This is a genomic window from Ruegeria sp. AL2 (assembly GCF_056540845.1).
This window is the reverse complement of the sequence record NZ_JBQFXM010000008.1, coordinates 128,649-146,336: the sequence shown is the minus strand read 5'-3', so window position 1 is coordinate 146,336 and position 17,688 is coordinate 128,649. Positions and strand designations below refer to the sequence as shown.

Genomic DNA, 17,688 nt, shown 5'->3' with positions numbered 1-17,688 from the left:
AAGCGGTAAGCCGAACACGGCGCGCAAGGTCAAGCAGGTCTCAATCGACAGATCAGAATATCGTTGTTGACCACCGCGCTTGCCGGAGCGCACTGCGCACCACCCAGACACCGCGTCTTCGCTGAACCAGACCGTTACGTCACCACGCTGGCGGAGCGCCTCGTTGTATTCGGCCCAGTTCGTCACACGGTACTTTGCCTTCGCAAACTTATCCCGCCGCGACGCATTGAATTTGAAAGGCATCACAGCATCCCGCAGTCAAATCAAAGGACCAGCTACGCATCGGAAACGATTTGTGCAACACGCTCGTTTCGAACCCAAACGCGCGCCTGCACAAAGGGCCCAAATACCCTGAGGGTAAGGCCCTAGCTGTGACGTCCAACACCACCGCTCATGTGCGAAGCAAAGCCTTGCCATGGGTCAGACCGTTCACCTTCTCCAGGATGGAGTCCGCGTCAATGCTATGGTGCCGATAGAGGTCGCCGATTGTCCCTGTCTGGCCAAAATGTTCGACCCCTAATGGGATCGTCTGATGTCCCTGTACGGCTCCCAGCCAAGACAATGTCGCGGGGTGTCCGTCAATCACGGTAACCAGCTTGCAGTGGCGCGGCAGACCGGACATCAAAGTTTCGATGTGGGACCGAGCCGTCTGATTGCCGCGCGAACGCGCCCGTTGCGCTGCCGTCCACCCGGCGTTTAGCCGATCTGCTGAAGTCACCGCCAGCACTCCGATGTCTTTGCGTCCTTCGCCCATCACGCCAGCGGCTTTGATCGCTTCGGGTGCAACGGCCCCTTGATAAGCGATTACGACCTCGCAATTCGGGCCCGGCCTCCGCAACCAGTATGCACCATCAATGGCACCTTGACGGAACTCATCGTCCACGCGTTTGCCAGGCTGTTCAATCGGGTTTGTCGTCAAGCGCAGATAAACCGAACCGCCTGTTTCGTCACGCAGCCAGGTGCGTTCGTCCGGCTGCCCTTCGCCGTCGCGCTGAAGATAATCAAAGGCCCATTCCATGATCACGGCCAGTTCATCGGCAAAGGCTGGCTCAAAGGCCGCCAGACCGTCCTGGCTCATCCCGATCAATGGTGTGCCAATGGATTGATGTGCGCCGCCTTCTGGGGCCAGCGTAATGCCCGAAGGCGTGCCGACCAGCATAAAGCGCGCATCCTGATAACAAGCATAATTGAGTGCATCGAGGCCGCGGCTGACAAAGGGGTCATACACAGTACCGATCGGGATAAGCCGCTTGCCGAACAGGGAATGCGAAAGGCCCGCAACGCCCAAAAGCAACATGAGGTTCATCTCGGCAATACCAAGCTCGATATGTTGCCCTTCAGGAGTAAATTCCCATTTTGCCGTCGAGGGGATACGGTGTTCAATAAAAGCGTCGGCTTGCTCGGATCTGGCAAACAGTTTGCGCCGGTTTACCCACGGGCCAAGGTTTGTTGTGCCTGTGACATCAGGAGACGTCGTCAGGATACGCTCGGCCAATTGACTGTCGCCCTTCGACAAGTCATCCAAAATCTTGCCGAAAGCCATTTGGGTCGAGATTTCGCGGCTTGTGTCGATGTCAATAGATGGAACATCCAGCTTGTCATCGAAATAGCGTCGCGGACCTTTGGCAAAGAAGGAAACTTTCGACAGAAAGTCTTTCAGCGCTTCCGGGTCCTGCACTGCCGCAAGTGGCTCCCATTCCTCACCGGCAGGCACGCCCATGTGTTCTTGCCACGCGACGAACTGGCTGTTGTTCATCAGCCCACCGTGGTTGTCCTTGTGGCCCGCAATTGGCGTACCCCATCCCTTGATCGTGTAGGCCAAGAAACAAGTAGGGCGGTCATGTTCGATGGCAGCAAAGGTTTGGGCCATGGTCTCAACGCAGTTGCCGCCGAGGTTTTCCATCAATGCAGCGAGTTCGGCATCTGTGCGCCGCTCGATCAGCGCCGTCACATCCCCCTGATCCCCAAGATCGTCCATGAGGCGCTTTCGCCAAACCTCGCCGCCCATGAACGTCAGGGCCGAGTATTCCTGGTTCGAGCAGGCATCAATCCAGTCTCGCAGCCGATCGCCGCCAGGTTCTTTGAAGGCCGCACGCTGCAACACGCCGTGCTTCACGCGCACAACATCCCATCCGAAGGCATCAAAGATTTTCTCGATCCGTTCGAACAACCCTTCACGAACGATGCCATCAAGTGACTGCCGGTTGTAGTCGATAATCCACCACGTGTTGCGCAGGCCATTTTTCCAGCCTTCCTGCAATGCCTCGTATACGTTGCCTTCATCCAGTTCAGCGTCGCCTACAAGCGCCACCATTCGCCCCATCGGGGCATCTGCCCCCCAGTTTTTGGCCTTGACGTAGTCCTGAATGATCGAAGCAAACGAGGTGATCGCGACACCCAAACCTACCGAACCTGTCGCGAAGTCGACATCATCGATGTCCTTTGTCCGGCTGGGATAGCTTTGCACGCCACCAAACCCGCGAAAGTTTTCCATCTTCTCGCGGGTCTGGTTGCCCATGAGGTACTGCATCGCGTGGAAAATCGGTGACGCATGCGGTTTTACCGCAACCCGATCTTCGGGCCGTAAAGCCGAAAAGTAGAGCGCAGTCATGATCGAAACCATCGACGCAGACGACGCTTGATGACCACCGACCTTTATCCCATCAACCTTGGGCCGGATATGGTTGGCATGGTGGATCATCCAATGCGACAGCCACAGCAGACGCTGTTCAACGATTTTCAACTGGTTGGGATCATACGGCATGGTGGTCTCCGGGACTCAGGCGGCACTGCGGGCAGGGTAGGGCAAAGCTTGCTCTAAATCTGCAAGGATATCTTCAACGTCTTCCAACCCGACGGAAAGTCGGATCAGGCCATCGCTGATTCCATGTTCTGCTCGTTCTTCCGCAGTATACGTCGAATGGGTCATGGATGCCGGGTGCTGGATTAGGGTTTCTGCGTCCCCCAAGGACACGGCGCGCTGGATCATGTTCAGGCGGTTCATGAACTTGATGCCACCGGACAGGCCAGACTTGATTTCAAAGGCGATCATGGCCCCCGGCTGCGACATCTGGCGTCGTGCGACATCGTGCTGGGCAAAACTCTCAAGCCCCGGGAAATACACCTCACTGACGGCAGGGTGTGCCTGAAGGTAATCGGCAACAACCTTGGCGGACGCACAGTGGCGATCCAGTCGCAGGTTCAGTGTCTTCAGCCCGCGCAGGATCAGCATTGCGTTGAATGGTGCCATCACTGCGCCTGTCATGTCCTTCATGCCGACAAGCCGGATCTCAGAAATCTGCTCGGCGGTTCCGACCACAAGACCCGCGACCACATCGCCATGCCCGCCCAGATATTTGGTGGCGGAGTGAAGGACGATGTCCGCGCCGTGCTCGATCGGGCGGGTCAGATAGGGGCTGGCATATGTATTGTCGACTACAACCTGCGCACCAACAGAATGCGCGATCTCTGAACTGGCGGCGATATCCACCAAGCGCATGTTTGGATTGGCTGGGGTTTCGAAGTAGACGACACGGGTTTTTTCGGAAACAGCGGCTTTCAGGTTCGCGGGGTCCGTCATGTCAACATGGGTAATAGTGACACCCCATTTTGCCAGACCGTGGCTCATGAAAGCGAATGTGCAGCCATAGAGTGTTTTGTCGACAATGACTTCGTCACCTGGCGACAACAGGGTCCAAAGTACGGCGGTAATTGCGCCCATCCCACTGGAGAGCGCGAGCCCAGCCTCGGCACCTTCCAGCACGGCAATACGCTTTTCAAGAAGGTCACAAGTAGGGTTCGATATCCGGCTATAGATATGACCTGCGCGCTCGCCAGCAAACATTTCACCGCCTGCCTCTGCGGTTTCGAAGGAGAAGGTTGAGGTCAAGTGGAGGGGCGGGGTCAGTGCACCATCATTTTCAAATGGGTTGTAGGCATGATGAATGGCGCGAGTGGCAAATCCGGTTGTGAGGGTCACGGTGGGCTCCTGATCTAAGTCGCTATCACTTTGCGCCTTTACTTTGAGCAATGGGTTGCGAATAATGCCACGTTGAGGGCCTACATTGGCATATTATGCTAAAAAATGGAGAGAAGATGGACGCCAAAGACAGGCAGATCATTCGAGCGTTGCAGCGGGACGGGCGTATGACGAACCAGGATCTTGCTGATGAGGTCAATCTGTCTCCTTCACCGTGTTTGCGGCGGGTCAAAAACCTTGAGGCCAGCGGTGTCATCAAGGGATACAGTGCCGATGTGGACGCTGCTGCATACGGGATGGCGATAACCGTCTTTGTCCGCATCCGGCTTGAGCGGCACAATGAAACAGATGTGCAGAAATTCGAAAAACGCGTTCGGATGATCGATGAAGTTCTAGAATGCCACGTGCTGACCGGCGCAATGGATTACCAGTTGCGGGTATTGGTATCGGACCTCGAAGCATACGAAGACTTTATTCGAAACCGAATTCACCCGATCGGCGGGATAGCTTCGATCGACACCAGCTTTGTTTATGGAACAGTCAAGAAAACAGCGGTGTTTCCAGCCTGAGATGGTTTGAGTTCTCGAAAGTGACCCTTAGCATTGAGTTCTAGATTGTTAGGATGCGGAAAAACCAGTTTCGAGTTTCCGTGACTGTGGGGTCTGCTCCGGCTGGGGGCAGAATGACACCCTAAGGCTGGGCGTCATTGATTTTTCCACCTGTATTCGCCTGTGAGCAGGATATGCGCCCATCCGAGTGGCGAGATATGCGCCAGAAGGTCTGGTGAACAGTCGAGACCTGCGCCTTTTCGGGCTGCCACAGCGTGGCCAAGATGTTTTGTGTTCCAATAAATGATGATCGCGGCCAGCAGGTTCAGCCCGGCCAAGCGATAGTGCTGTCCTTCGGAGGTTCGGTCTCGGATTTCGCCCTGACGCCCGATGCGTAGGGCGTTTTTCAGCGCATGATGTGCCTCACCCTTGTTCAGGCCAATTTGTGCGCGGCGCTGCATGTCGGCGTCCAGCAGCCAGTCGATAATGAACAGGGTGCGCTCAATCCGCCCGATCTCCCGTAAGGCAACAGCCAGTTCGTGCTGACGGGGATATGATGCGAACTTCCTCAACAACTGGCTGGGCGGCATGACACCCGCCGCCATGGTGGCGACGGCGCGCAAAATGTCCGGCCAGTTCTCCGTGATCAGCGTTTCTCTGATCTTACCGCCGACCAGCCCGCGGATTTCCTTCGGCGCAGCGACGGGGTCGAAGAGATAGAGCCGTTTTGACGGCAGATCGCGGATGCGGGGAACGAAGCGATAAGACAGGAGCGCGGTCGCCGCGAAGACATGATCCGTGAAGCCGCCGGTGTCGGCGTATTGCTCTTTGATCTTCCTGCCCACCTCGTTCATCAGCAGGCCGTCCAGAATGTATGGGGCCTCGTTGACGGTCGCAGGGATATTCTGTGTGGCAAACGGGCCGAACTGGTCGGAGACATGGGTGTAGGCCTTCAAGCCGGGCTCCTGCCCATACTTTGCGTTGATGAGGTTCATCGCCTCACCATGCCGCGTTGTTGGAAAGAACTGACCGTCGCTTGAAGCGGTCGTACCGCCGCCCCAGAACTGCGCCATCGGCAAATTGGTCTGCGCCTCGATCACCTTGGCAAGCGCCCTGTTGATGGCATCGCTTTCAACATGCCACCGGGACAAGCGCGAGAGTTGGAAGTAGTCATGTGAACTGGTCGCCTCGGCCATCTTGCTGAGGCCAAGGTTCAATCCCTCGGCCAGCAGCACGTTCAACAACCCGATGCGATCCTTGCAGGGAACACCGGTGCGCAGGTGTGTAAAGGCTTCGGTGAAGCCGATATCGTCATCAACTTCCTGCAGCAGATCGGTGATCCGCACGGCAGGCAGGCGACCATAGAGATCAAGCACCATGCCATCAGCATCCGCCGGGATTGCTGCCGTCAAACGATCAACCTTGAGAACGCCGTTCTCGATTGATCCGCCGGGAATAGCGCCAGCTCTGGCAGCCTTGGACAAACGCTTCATACCTTCTGCCAGTCTTGCCTTGCGATCATCGAGCCAGATCTCAGGTTCGAATGGCATCGTCAGGCGAGGGCACGCCTTGGCTGTTTCTATCGGTACCAAGGCCTGTTTCAGATCAGCGTAACGCCGGGAATGCGGCAGCCAGATATCGCCGGATCGGAAGGCTTCGCGCACCTGGAACAACACGGCGACCTCCCAGAGCCGATTGTCACCTGGGTCCTGAGCATTGAGGTGTCGATGCCATTTCGAGGTTCGGCGCAAGAATCCAACCTGACGGGACGCATCGGGTTGATCATCGGCTATGACCTTGGTTGCCTACATCAAAGGCATCGCCACCGGGGCGGCGCAGATATCGAGCGCCCGCAGCATTCTTGGGGAATAGCGTCGGAACCGGTGATATCCATTAACGACATGAGACAGGGCGTCAGCCGCCATTGTGTCGGTCAACTCGGCCGCGGTTGTCACCATGTTTTCGAGGTGAGACCAGCTACATGCAACTTCGACGGCGGCATCAAGGGAAGCGCCATCCGCCTTGGCTTCCAGCAGAGCGGCACCCAGATCCTTGAAAGAACGTAATGTTTCACGCAGCGATGGTCTGGCATCCGCGATACGCGCGTCGGACAGCCTCTTCGCATCCCGCCAGGTCTTGCCAACAATCCGGTCGTGGGTTTCGATCACGGCATCGGCGATGGCTGCCTTCCACTCTACCGCACAGACAGCAAGGATTGCCAGGCGCCGGTCACTCGTGATGTCGCGCAACCCGTCGGCAAAGTAGCGCTCGCCCTGGCGGCGCAGGCGGGTGATCCGATGGGGCGGTACGTCGGCCAGAATGTCCGGTGAGAGACCCAATTCCTGCAAAAACTCTAACCGGTCCAATAGCCGCGATGCGCCTGCCGAGTTGCTACCCACTTCGAAGCGGCGAAGCCAGATGAACCGGGTGACATTGCCATCCACGATCTCGGACAACAGCGCGTCCAGGCGTTCTTTCATTTCATCGCCGATCCTGTTGGTGATCCGGCTTTCGGTCTGGCGCTCAGCCGACACCAGAGCATCTGCGCACAACCGTTCGATGACAGAGATGCCGGGCAGGATCACCTGCGACCGGCGGCACTCATCGACAAATCGTCGTGCCAGGTCTTCGTTGGATCGGGCAGTTTCAGCCTCATTATCAAGCCAGGCCTTCAGACTGCGCGCGCCTTGGCCTGAGAACATCTTGAAGCCATAGATCTGGCGCAGGGCGTGCAGGTGCTGCTGACGGGTTTGCCGGCGTGCGGCATAGGGTAAGACATCGTCGCCGGTCAGAACCAACTGGGCTGCGATGAAGCGCAAGACCTTTTCCGGGATGACTTCGCCAGATGACAACAGCCGCCCAGGATAGCGTAGGGCACAGAGCTGTAGGGCAAAGCCGATCTTGTTCTCCGGCCGTCGCCGTTCGTTGATGTGTTCGATATCGTCGTCTGCCAGCGTGTAATGCCGCAACATTAAGGTCTCGTCATTCGGCAGGTCGAAAAGCGCCGAACGCTGGCGCTCGGTCAGAATGGACCGTCTTGGCATGTTGGTTTGTCCTTGTTAATCAGATGTCTGTTCGGGACACATCTCGCACCAGCAAAATCAACGGCTTGCAAGACCAATTTCTGAGGGGGTTCAACTGGGACAGCGCGCAGCCATCTATGCTAGGGTTTCCACTGCCGATCAGTCGTGTGACAGACAGGTGATGGAACTGACAGCTTTTGCTGAACGCGGCGGATACCAAGTGATAGGCGTCTTCAAAGAAACGGCCTCGGGTGCCTCCGCCAATCGTGTCGCCCGGAACCGAATTCTCGATCTGGCTCAGGCACGGCAGATAGATGCAATCCTCGTCAGCGAGTTGTCCCGGTGGGGCCGCTCCACTCAGGACCTATTGGACACGTTGAACAAGCTGGCTGGCTGGAAGGTTTCGGTCGTCGCCATGAGTGGTATGACTTTCGAACTGGACACGCCGCATGGCCGGATGATGGCGACCATGCTGGCAGGAATTGCCCAATTCGAACGCGACTTGCTCAGCGAACGCGTCAAATCAGGACTTGCCGCAGCCAGGGCGCGCGGCAAGAAGCTCGGGCGCCAACCCGGACAACGGCCGAAATCCGACAAGCTTGCACCCAAGGTCGTTCAAGCCGTGGCGGAAGGGCGCTCATACCGAAGGATTGCACGTGATCTGGGCATCAGCAAAAACACTGTGCTCGACATTATGAAACGTCATCGCGAAAATTCTTAGGGTGTCATTCTGCCCCCAGCCGGAACAGACCCCACTGTGAGTATTACCTCGGTTAGGTAAAATTCGCCGACTGGATGCGTCTCCGTAAAAGTAACATAATCATCATTACGCGAGCTTCCTGCAAATCAAAGGTGAATTAACCCAACACTGCCCGGACGCTCCTCCTACAATTCGCATTACTTCAAAATCTCAAGGTCGGGTCACAACAAAATCCGGCACGATCGCTGCCTGTTTGATCGCTTCCTCGACATCATGCCCGGCGAAGAAACCAAAATCCGAGACAAGTGCCGAAGCCACTCCGGCATGACGCGCGCCCAGAATGTCAGTATGCAAACTGTCACCCACCATCAGAACGCGGGATTTGTTGACAGGCCCAAGTCGCTGAAAAGCAAGATCATAGATATTGCCGAATGGCTTTCCATAAAATTGCGGGGCTACACCTGTCCGGTCGGCCAAACGGTGTGCGAAAAGACCTGGTTCTTTGGAAAAGCCGTACTCGCGCGGGGCAACGATATCCGGGTTGCCCACCAATACCGGGCGGGGGCGGCTTAGCAATGCCGCCTCCAACATCGCCTGCCGGGCTTCGGTCCAGGCGGCTGACCCGATCATCAGAAAACCATCAACAGATTCGTAGGGCTGCGGGTCATCCTCCAGATAGGTTAATTTCAAACCTTCCAAGTCGCGAAGACCTGCGCTGGGTGACGCCATCAAACCCCAATGCAGCCCACGTTGGCCATTCAGCCCGGACAGCAACGTAGCCCGACTGGTGATCACATCCTGCGGCGCGAAGTCATATCCCAGTCTGGTGTATTTCTCCAACAGCGTGGCGTGGGGAAACCCAGCGGCATTCGACACCACCAAGACACGTTTGCCGGCAGCCTTCAGTGACTTGATCCGTTCGGGCGTTTCGGGGATCGCCGTGTCGCCTATATTAAGAACCCCGAACGCATCCAGAAGAAACACGTCAAACTCATCCATAATTTCGGAAAGAGTCTCGATACGACGATAGCTCACGTCGTTCGGTTCAATATCTGGGAGGCGGTGCCGGACGGCTTCGTAAGCCTTGAAAGCCTCTTCCGCTGAGAAGCCGGTCAAATGATCGCTCCTCGTACTTTTGCCGAAACCCATTCGCTGATCATGACCGCAAAAAGAATTACAATCAGGATGAGGCTGACTTGCGGCCACGCCAGAACATTAAGCGAGGCCGAAAGCTGCAACCCGATGCCACCGGCACCAACCAGACCAAGCACTGTAGACTCGCGAATATTGATATCCCAACGAAAGACCGCAATTCCGGCAAAGGCTGGCAGGATTTGCGGAACGATCCCATATGCCATGACTTGCCACCGCGAAGCACCGGTGGCTGTGATCGCCTCGACCTGACCGTGATCAATCTCTTCAATCGCTTCATAAAGAAGTTTGGCGCAGAACCCGATTGAACGAATGGCGATTGCTATGACACCGGCGAACACACCCGGTCCGATGATAGCGATCAATAGCAGCGCCCAGATCAGCGAGTTGATTGAGCGGGTCGAGACAATGACCAACAAGGCAATGGGGCGGATGAACAACGCCGACGGGGTAGTATTGCGGGCCGCCAAAAAGGCAACCGGCACGGCCATGCACAGAGCGATGATCGTCCCCAGTGTAGCGATGTTCAGTGTATCCCAGATCGGGCGACCCAGCTGGGTAATATAATCCCATTTCGGAGGTGTTGCGCGGGTCCAGATATCGTTGGCGATACGGGGTGCGTCCCAGACGAAAAACCAGGTTGTCGATTCCGAAATGAGCTGCCAACAGTAGACAAAAACCGCTACTCCCAGAAGCCATCCAAACCAGCGAACCAGGCTTTGGCCCGTCGTCCGCCTGCGCCAGATTTGTGTATCGTCGCGTTCAAGAACCGGCATTACTGAACCCTCGCTCGGATTATTCCGGAAAGGTATTCGAGGGCCATGACGATCCCGATGATAAGGATCAGAATGGCGGCAGCCGTATCATATTCATATCGATCAAACGCGGTGTTGAGTGTCGCGCCAATGCCGCCTGCCCCCACCAGCCCCAGAATAGCGCTTTCCCGGAAATTGATGTCGATCCGGTACATGGAAAGACCCACAAGCCTAGGCATGATCTGAGGCTGAACCCCGTAGTTGATCCATTGCAGCCATCGTGCACCAGAGGCCTGAATCGCCTCAGCCTGAACTTTGTCCATCGCCTCGATATCTTCGGCCAAAAGCTTGGAAAGAAACCCAATGGTTGCGAAAGACAGCGTCAAAAATCCTGCCAGCGGGCCAAAGCCAAAGATGGCCACAAGCAAAATGGCAACGATAATTTCCTGCAATGCCCGGCTTAACGCGACAATGCCGCGGCACATTATGTAGATTGGCAACGGGGCGATATTACGTGCAGCCCCCAATCCAATCGGGATCGAAATCAGGATACCGACAACCGACGCGGCCACGGTCATTACAATGCTTTCCAGAAGGCCGGCCCAGATATCTGACCACCGTGAAATAAAATCCGGGCTGGTAAAGGCAAGGACGAACGCCCATCCCCTGTCCAGTCCCTCATAGACCCTGCCCCAATCAACATCGATGGTCATGAAAGCCGCAATCAGGTAAGCGAAGAACCCAAGTATCAATGCCCTGCGCAGCAACGTGTTTTTGATAAAGGCCGGTTTGCGCCAACCTTTTCCAAGCATGTCGTCAAGTTCTCGATGGCTCATTCTGCGGCCTCGACATCTTCATCCTCATCCACTTTTTCGATGGTCGCTTCCCAGTCTTCCTCGCCGTAAATCTCGGTCAGCTTTTCCGGGGTGAGCCCTGTTGGAAGACCATCAAACACGATTTCGCCGAAGCGGAGGCCCACGACACGGGGAACGAACATCTGGGCTAGTGCCACGTCATGGATGTTGATGATGGCTGCCAGCCCGCGCTCCTGACACAGCTCGGTGATCAGCCGCATGATCTGACGACTGGTCTTCGGATCCAGCGACGCGGTCGGTTCATCGACCAGCAACAACTTTGGGTCCTGGATCAGGGCGCGGCAGATGCCGACCCTTTGGCGTTGACCACCCGACAACTCGTCCGCGCGTTTGTCAGCCATATGCAACAGCCCCACCCGGTCCAGCAGGCGGAAAGCCTCGTCCACATCCGACTGCGGATACCGCCGTAGAAAACTGCGCCAGAATCCGACATACCCCAACCGACCGGACAATACGTTTTCCATCACGGTGAGGCGTTCAACCAGAGCATATTCCTGAAAGATCATACCCATTTCGCGGCGTGCTTTCCGCAACGCACCCGACCCGAGTTTGGTCAGGTTCATGTCATCCAGAAGAACACCGCCGCTTGTAGGCTCAACCAAACGGTTGATGCAGCGGATCATCGTCGATTTTCCCGCACCCGAGGGCCCGATCAGTGCAAGCACCTGCCCTTTGGGCACCTCAAGATCGATGGCCTTCAGTGCCTGATCTCCGGTCTTGTAGGTTTTCGTCAGCTTTTGAAGACGCAGCATAAAATGCCCCCGATTAGGGTGGATAGCGGGCCTTTTCAGGCCCGCCTGATTAAGCAAGGCTTATTGGCAGGCGTAGGAGACGCCGTTTGCCGCGTCAATTTTCCGAATGACGTCCCAGAATTCCTGGTAAGTCATCTCCAGAAATTGGCCCTCGTTCGACTTGGAAAACTCTGCTTCAAGCGTCGTCCCTTCCCACTCGAAGTTGAAGAAAGCATTGCGGATTTTCTCCTGCAATTCGGGCGTCAGGTTGTAGACAGTGCCAAATCCGGTGGTTGGAAAGGTCTGCGATTTGTAAATCGTAACAACATCTTCCTCCTTGATCACATCCCGCAAAATCATCCGTGCCTTTACCGAATTTGCAATCGATGCCGCTGGATAGTCCTTGTTCGCCACACCAAGGATCGAGTTGTCGTGCTTTCCCGAATAGACGGGTTCGAAGTCGCGATCGGGCAGAAGATCAAAGTCACTTTTCAGGATCGCCGACGGTGCTTTGAAGCCCGAGTTGGACGTGGGTGACGTGAAGGCAAGTTGCTTACCTTTGATATCCTCAACCTTTTCGATGCCCGAGCCTGGGTAGGTGATGATCTCCATTTCATAACCGAAGTTACCGTCTTTTGAGGCCATAATCGTAAACGGTCGGAACCCGGCACAGTTTACTGCCAGTGGGTTGGACCCGGTGTTGAAGCCCGCAATATGCAGGCGTCCCGACCGCATCGCCTCGATCTGGGCGGCGTTGTTTTGGACCGGAAAAAAGACCACGTCCTTGCCTGTCTCAGCCTTCAGATGCTCTAGAAAGTCAGACCACGCGGTTTTGTATACGGCTGGGTCTTCGACCGGTGTATAGGCAAAAATCAGGGTGTCAGGATCAATTAGCTGGGAAGAATCTGTGGGGATATCCGCAATCAAATCCCCATCGACGTCGCAAAACCGCTCGTCCAGATCACCCCTCGGGCAATCTTGCGCCGAAGCTGTCCCGGAAAGCGACATGAGCGCAATTGCCGATGCCCCAACCAATAATCTGATGTCTATCTTCATGTTTTCCTCCCAGTCATGCGCGGTCTTTTTGCAGTCCGCTGTTCGTCATTCATTTCAGTGTTTACGGGGCGACAAGAATATCAACCTCGGCACCGTTGATCGCGTTAAGCAACTCTCCTGTTGGTTTCGTGTCGGAAACTATGGAATCTAGGCTGGTCAGGTCTCCGACCTGAGACAGGCCTTTACGGCCAAATTTCCCTGAATCGATTAAAAGATGTCGATTTGCTGCGCGCGTCAGCATCATTCTTTTGACAGCCGCAAAACCGCGCACGGTTTCTGAAGGGCCTTCAACCGAAAAACCCGACGAGCCGATCATGCATCTGTCGACATTGAACCGAGACAGGAATTCCAGCGTTTCGGTTCCGATCGTCGCAGATTCGGTTGCCAGATATTCTCCTGGACAAAGCAGAACCTCGGCAGCCCCATGGCCGAGGGTCATTGCCACCGGGATTGAATTCGTAATCACTGTGCAAGGAGTGCCGAGATAGGCCAATGCACGGGCCATTTCGATTGTAGTCGAACCGGAATCGATCATGACCGTTTCACCATCACGAACCAGTCTCGCCGCGCTGATACCTATGCGTTCGCGCTCCTCAATCCGCGCGTTGGCTCGCTCGTCCAGACCTGGATAATGCCCTTGTGCCGGGGCAGATGCCCCTCCGTGCGCGCGTGCGATCAGGCCGTCATTCGACAGAGCGTCGAAATCCCTGCGCACCGTCTCGTTAGAGACGTTGAAACGCTGGGCCAACTCATTGATGCGAACGTGCGGGCGAAGCTTCAACTCCAGCAGTATTTGCTGGCGCCGGTCGGATTTCTTTACCCTACCCCGACCCTTTTCAATCGTTTTGGCACGTATTTTCGTTTTGGACATCCAACAACCCAATCAGGTTTCAAGCCCCACCTTTGTGGGATTTCGGGCATAATGCAATAATTTTTGTTGCATAACCCTCAGTAGGTTGTGACAATTCGGAAGAGTCTAAAGCGCAAGGCAAGAATGTGTGAATTGAACAGTTTCAAAGTGAAAACCCAAGGACCACCATTAACGGCTGAAGGTTATTCTGGGTGCGCTTTTGATACCGTGTCATTGAGGGCAGCATGAGCGACGGCAACATAACAGACCAGATTGCAGCACTTCCGATGCGCTGGGACAGGGATGGAAAGCTGCGTGTTCTGATGGTGACTTCGCGCGATACAGGACGGTGGGTCATCCCAAAAGGTTGGTTGATGGAAGGAAAGAAACCCTGGCATGCCGCCGAAATTGAAGCACTGGAAGAAGCAGGTGCAGTCGGGGCAATCTCGAAACAGCCAGTTGGTCATTTTTTCTATGACAAACGCTTTGAGGGCGCGAATAGCGTTCGTTGCCGCGTAACCCTCTATCCCATGGTCGTTGAAAAACTGAAACGGCGTTGGAAAGAACGGGACGAACGGACACGTCACTGGTTTTCACCAGGGAAAGCGGCAAAGCTGGTGGAAGAAAGAGATCTCTCAAGTATTCTGAAAAATCTGACGGGCAATCAGAACGCCCAGTCTGTCATTAACAATCTTCGAAAAGCTGGATGAGAAAGCGCCTGACAAAACAAAAAATACTGGGCGCAAAATAACCAAAGGGAGGAATGATAATGAAAAAACTTGCATCCACGGCCGTCGGGTCGCTGATTGCAATAGCCGCGTCTGTGTCGGCAGCGCAGGCAGACAAGCTGACACTCTATTGCTCCGCGCAGGAAGACTGGTGCCAACTCATGGCGCGTAGCTTCGAAGATGCGACGGGCATCGACGTCAACATGACGCGTAAGTCGTCAGGTGAAACTTTTGCTCAAATCCGTGCCGAAAGCTCAAACCCGAAAGGAGACGTGTGGTGGGGCGGCACGGGTGACCCGCATTTGCAGGCCGCTGAAGAGGGCCTGACAATGGAATACATGTCGCCAATGCGCGACCAGCTTCATGATTGGGCGATTTCCCAGGCCGAGAGTGCCGGAAACAGAACGATAGGTATCTATTCCGGCGCACTTGGGTATGGCTATAACGCAGACCTGCTGGCGGCCAACAACCTGCCTGAACCCGCCTGTTGGAAAGACCTGCTAAAGCCTGAATACAAGGGCCACGTTCAGATGGCCAACCCGAACTCGTCTGGTACGGCCTATACGACGCTGGCCTCGATGGTGCAGATCTTTGGCGAGGATGAAGGTTTTGAGTTCATGAAAGGCCTGCATTCGAATATCAACCAGTATACCAAATCCGGATCGGCACCAATCAAAGCAGCTGGTCGTGGCGAGAACACGATTGGCATCGTCTTCATGCATGATGCGGTAAAGCAGGCCGTATCGGGTTTCCCGATCAAGGTCGTCGCGCCGTGCGAGGGTACGGGATACGAAATTGGCTCGATGTCCATAATTGAAGGCGCCCGCAACGAGGAAGAGGCTAAGAAGTTCTATGACTGGGCACTGTCGCCCGAGGCGCAGAACCTTGCTCTTCAGGTCAGCGCGTTTCAGGTGCCATCGAACAAGAGCGCGGAAACATCGGAAAGCGCGCCTGACATGAGCCAGATCAAGCTGATTGACTATGACTTCAAAAAGTATGGTTCCTCAGACGAACGGAAACGTCTGTTGCAGAAATGGGACGAAGAGGTTTCGGTTCTGCCGCAGTAAATGACTGACCAGACTTCAAAAAAGACCCGCCCGGTTCTGATCTTTTGGGTCATCGCCGGGTGGGTCGGGTTTTGCCTGCTGCCGTGGTATATGGTCGACGGCGGCCTGTGGTCATTCGAATGGCTTTTTGACGGCTACCCGTTTGACGAAGATTATGCCCCCGCTGCATTCCTGATCGCACAGGGTGAGAAGCTTTGGCTTGCCCCGCTGTTGATCGCCCTGACCTTACCCCTTCTGGTGTTGAAACGAGCGAAATCTGACCCGCTCTATGCCCGTGTTCTGATCCTTTCCGGTGCACTCGGCTTCGGCTGGTTGAGTGCACAGGGCTTTGGGATTGGCATCAGGGGTTTCAATTTCAATTGGTTGGCAGCCTATTTTGGTGAACTTGGCGATCGCCAGTTCGGCATGGGCTATGGTGCAATGATTTGCGCATCAAGCTTTCTGTTCCTGTTGACCCAAGGCATTGCGGCAAGAGGTGCCATCAACGGTGACGTCTTTGTTGTCAGTGCGATTGGCGGTGTGATTACTATCGTCACCGTCTTTGTCTTTTTTCCGATCGCCAAGATGCTGTTCGCTGCTTTCGTCACTGAAGATGGCGCATATTCGATTGCTGTCTTCTTCTCAAAGTTCTTTGATGGCCGGCTTTGGGGGTTGGGGTGTTTTTATGGTGCCAGGTGCGGCGCGGCATGGAACTCGCTGTTTCTTGCCATCCTGGTTGGCTTCGTCACGACTGCCCTGGGTTTGTGCTTTGCACTGGTCGTGACCCGCTCGGGTTTCCGCTACAAGCGCATGCTGCGGGCTTTGACTGTTCTTCCGATCATCACCCCGCCATTTGTGATTGGGCTCGCGCTGATCCTGCTTTTTGGCCTGTCAGGCTCAGTCACACGGTTCGTCGCCGATCTGTTCGGCACGCAGCCAACGCGCTGGCTGTACGGAATGCCAGGCATATTCATCGCACAGGCCCTTGCGTTCACACCCATTGCATTCCTCGTTCTAATCGGCGTGGTGGAAGGCGTCTCGCCATCTATGGAGGAAGCGGCACAGACTCTCCGCGCCAGCAGGTGGCAAACGTTCAGGACAGTGTCCCTGCCCCTGATGCGCCCCGGACTTGCCAATGCATTTCTTTTGGGCTTCATCGAAAGTATGGCCGACTTCGGAAACCCACTTGTTCTGGGTGGGAATTTCGACGTTCTATCGACCGAGATTTTCTTTGCCATCGTAGGGGCGCAATACGACCAAGGACGGGCCGCCGTTCTGGCCATGGTATTGCTGTTTTTCACCCTTTCGGCCTTTTACGCACAGCGTGTTTGGCTGGGTAAGAAAAGCTATACAACCGTAACAGGCAAAGGCGACGCAGGCGTGCACCCTTTGATGCCGACAGGCCTTTCTGTTCCCGTGCTGGTATTCGCCCTTGGCTGGGCGGTGTTCACGATCATTGTCTATGCAATGATCATCTACGGCAGTGTGGTCGAGCTTTGGGGTGTCAATAACTCCCTGACCCTAAAGCACTACGTCACTGCATTCTCTGTTCGATTTGAAGAAGAGGGCATTCGTTGGACCGGCGCTGCTTGGGACAGCTTCTGGACCACCATAACCATTGCGGCAATTGCTGCACCTCTGACGGCGGCGGTTGGGCTGGTAACGGCTTACCTGTTGACCCGGCAGAGCTTTGCAGGAAAGAACACTTTTGAGTTTGGAACCATGCTGTCCTTTGCTATCCCCGGTACGGTGATTGGTGTCAGCTATATTCTTGCCTTCAACGTTCCGCCAATCGAAATAACCGGCACAGGCGTTATCCTTGTTATCAGCTTCATATTCCGCAACATGCCGGTTGGGGTCCGTGCGGGCATCGCCAGCATGTCGCAACTTGACCGCAGTCTTGATGAATCGTCGCTGACCCTTGGTGCAAACTCGTGGCAGACATTTCGTCGTATCATTCTGCCGCTGCTACGCCCCGCGATACTGGCCGCACTTGTTTACAGTTTTGTCCGTGCGATGACGGCGATCTCGGCTGTGATCTTTCTGGTCAGTGCCGAATACGACATGGCAACCAGCTATATTATCGGGCGGGTCGAGAATAACGACTATGGTCTAGCCATTGCGTATTCGACGACGCTTATCTTCGTGATGCTGGCAGTTGTTGCGTTGATGCAGCTGATCGTTGGTCGCACTCAGATCGGGCGTCGAATGACGCAGTCACGCACCAATGTTTAGGAGATTTTGA

14 protein-coding genes and 1 pseudogene are annotated in these 17,688 nt (G+C 55.3%); 5 read left to right on the top strand and 10 right to left on the bottom strand.

The genetic code is table 11. The features are described from left to right. From ACR0ID_RS12330 to ACR0ID_RS12320, 3 genes are all read right to left on the bottom strand, one after another. On the bottom strand, positions 1-243 hold a 243-nt coding region (locus tag ACR0ID_RS12330), incomplete at its 3' end, for a transposase (RefSeq protein WP_480605767.1). Positions 244-391: 148 nt separating this feature from the next. Then, on the bottom strand, positions 392-2,764 hold the full coding sequence (locus ACR0ID_RS12325) for a 1-deoxy-D-xylulose-5-phosphate synthase N-terminal domain-containing protein (protein ID WP_480605765.1): 2,373 nt from the start codon (positions 2,762-2,764) through the stop codon (positions 392-394). Between the two features lie 15 nt (positions 2,765-2,779). Next, complete coding sequence (locus ACR0ID_RS12320; RefSeq protein ID WP_480605762.1) at positions 2,780-3,979, bottom strand: methionine gamma-lyase; 1,200 nt, start codon at positions 3,977-3,979, stop codon at positions 2,780-2,782. A gap of 116 nt (positions 3,980-4,095) precedes the next feature. Between ACR0ID_RS12320 and ACR0ID_RS12315 the strand changes: the two genes are divergently transcribed. Next, positions 4,096-4,548 carry an Lrp/AsnC family transcriptional regulator gene (locus ACR0ID_RS12315; RefSeq protein ID WP_209507088.1) on the top strand — a complete coding sequence of 151 codons (453 nt, stop codon included), beginning with the start codon at positions 4,096-4,098 and terminating at the stop codon, positions 4,546-4,548. 134 nt (positions 4,549-4,682) lie between these two features. Here the strand turns inward: ACR0ID_RS12315 and ACR0ID_RS12310 are convergent. After that, positions 4,683-7,571 (bottom strand): annotated as a pseudogene (locus ACR0ID_RS12310) (Tn3 family transposase). 40 nt (positions 7,572-7,611) lie between these two features. Here ACR0ID_RS12310 and ACR0ID_RS12305 point away from each other — a divergent pair. Beyond that, positions 7,612-8,271 carry a recombinase family protein gene (locus ACR0ID_RS12305; protein WP_480605771.1) on the top strand — a complete coding sequence of 220 codons (660 nt, stop codon included), beginning with the start codon at positions 7,612-7,614 and terminating at the stop codon, positions 8,269-8,271. A gap of 189 nt (positions 8,272-8,460) precedes the next feature. On the opposite strand, the gene ACR0ID_RS12300 is transcribed toward ACR0ID_RS12305, so the two are convergent. The 6 genes from ACR0ID_RS12300 to ACR0ID_RS12275 form a co-directional block, all read right to left on the bottom strand. Continuing rightward, complete coding sequence (locus ACR0ID_RS12300) at positions 8,461-9,399, bottom strand: HAD-IIA family hydrolase (RefSeq protein ID WP_480605760.1); 939 nt, start codon at positions 9,397-9,399, stop codon at positions 8,461-8,463. Continuing rightward, positions 9,363-10,178 carry a phosphonate ABC transporter, permease protein PhnE gene (gene phnE, locus ACR0ID_RS12295; RefSeq protein ID WP_267366604.1) on the bottom strand — a complete coding sequence of 272 codons (816 nt, stop codon included), beginning with the start codon at positions 10,176-10,178 and terminating at the stop codon, positions 9,363-9,365. Before phnE (ACR0ID_RS12295) ends, ACR0ID_RS12300 begins: the two co-directional genes overlap by 37 nt. After that, on the bottom strand, positions 10,178-10,993 hold the full coding sequence (gene phnE / locus ACR0ID_RS12290) for a phosphonate ABC transporter, permease protein PhnE (protein ID WP_209507091.1): 816 nt from the start codon (positions 10,991-10,993) through the stop codon (positions 10,178-10,180). Before phnE (ACR0ID_RS12290) ends, phnE (ACR0ID_RS12295) begins: the two co-directional genes overlap by 1 nt. Next, entirely contained in the window at positions 10,990-11,784 is a 795-nt protein-coding gene (gene phnC / locus ACR0ID_RS12285; RefSeq protein ID WP_480605757.1) for a phosphonate ABC transporter ATP-binding protein, read from the bottom strand. Before phnC ends, phnE (ACR0ID_RS12290) begins: the two co-directional genes overlap by 4 nt. A gap of 60 nt (positions 11,785-11,844) precedes the next feature. Continuing rightward, complete coding sequence (gene phnD, locus ACR0ID_RS12280) at positions 11,845-12,819, bottom strand: phosphate/phosphite/phosphonate ABC transporter substrate-binding protein (protein WP_480483730.1); 975 nt, start codon at positions 12,817-12,819, stop codon at positions 11,845-11,847. Positions 12,820-12,880: 61 nt separating this feature from the next. Then, positions 12,881-13,690: a DeoR/GlpR family DNA-binding transcription regulator gene (locus ACR0ID_RS12275; protein WP_480605754.1), complete on the bottom strand. Its 810-nt coding sequence runs from the start codon at positions 13,688-13,690 to the stop codon at positions 12,881-12,883. 224 nt (positions 13,691-13,914) lie between these two features. Between ACR0ID_RS12275 and ACR0ID_RS12270 the strand changes: the two genes are divergently transcribed. From ACR0ID_RS12270 to ACR0ID_RS12260, 3 genes are read left to right on the top strand one after another with little or no spacing between them, the layout of a single operon-like run. Beyond that, a complete protein-coding gene (locus ACR0ID_RS12270; RefSeq protein ID WP_480605752.1) occupies positions 13,915-14,379 on the top strand; it encodes an NUDIX hydrolase in 465 nt (154 codons plus the stop codon). A gap of 59 nt (positions 14,380-14,438) precedes the next feature. Continuing rightward, the gene (locus tag ACR0ID_RS12265) at positions 14,439-15,464 is read left to right on the top strand and encodes an ABC transporter substrate-binding protein (protein ID WP_480605749.1); all 1,026 of its coding nucleotides are present in this window, start codon (positions 14,439-14,441) and stop codon (positions 15,462-15,464) included. Then, positions 15,465-17,678, top strand: a complete 2,214-nt coding sequence (locus tag ACR0ID_RS12260; protein ID WP_480605746.1) for an ABC transporter permease — start codon at positions 15,465-15,467, stop codon at positions 17,676-17,678. The last annotated feature ends 10 nt before the right edge of the window (positions 17,679-17,688 follow it).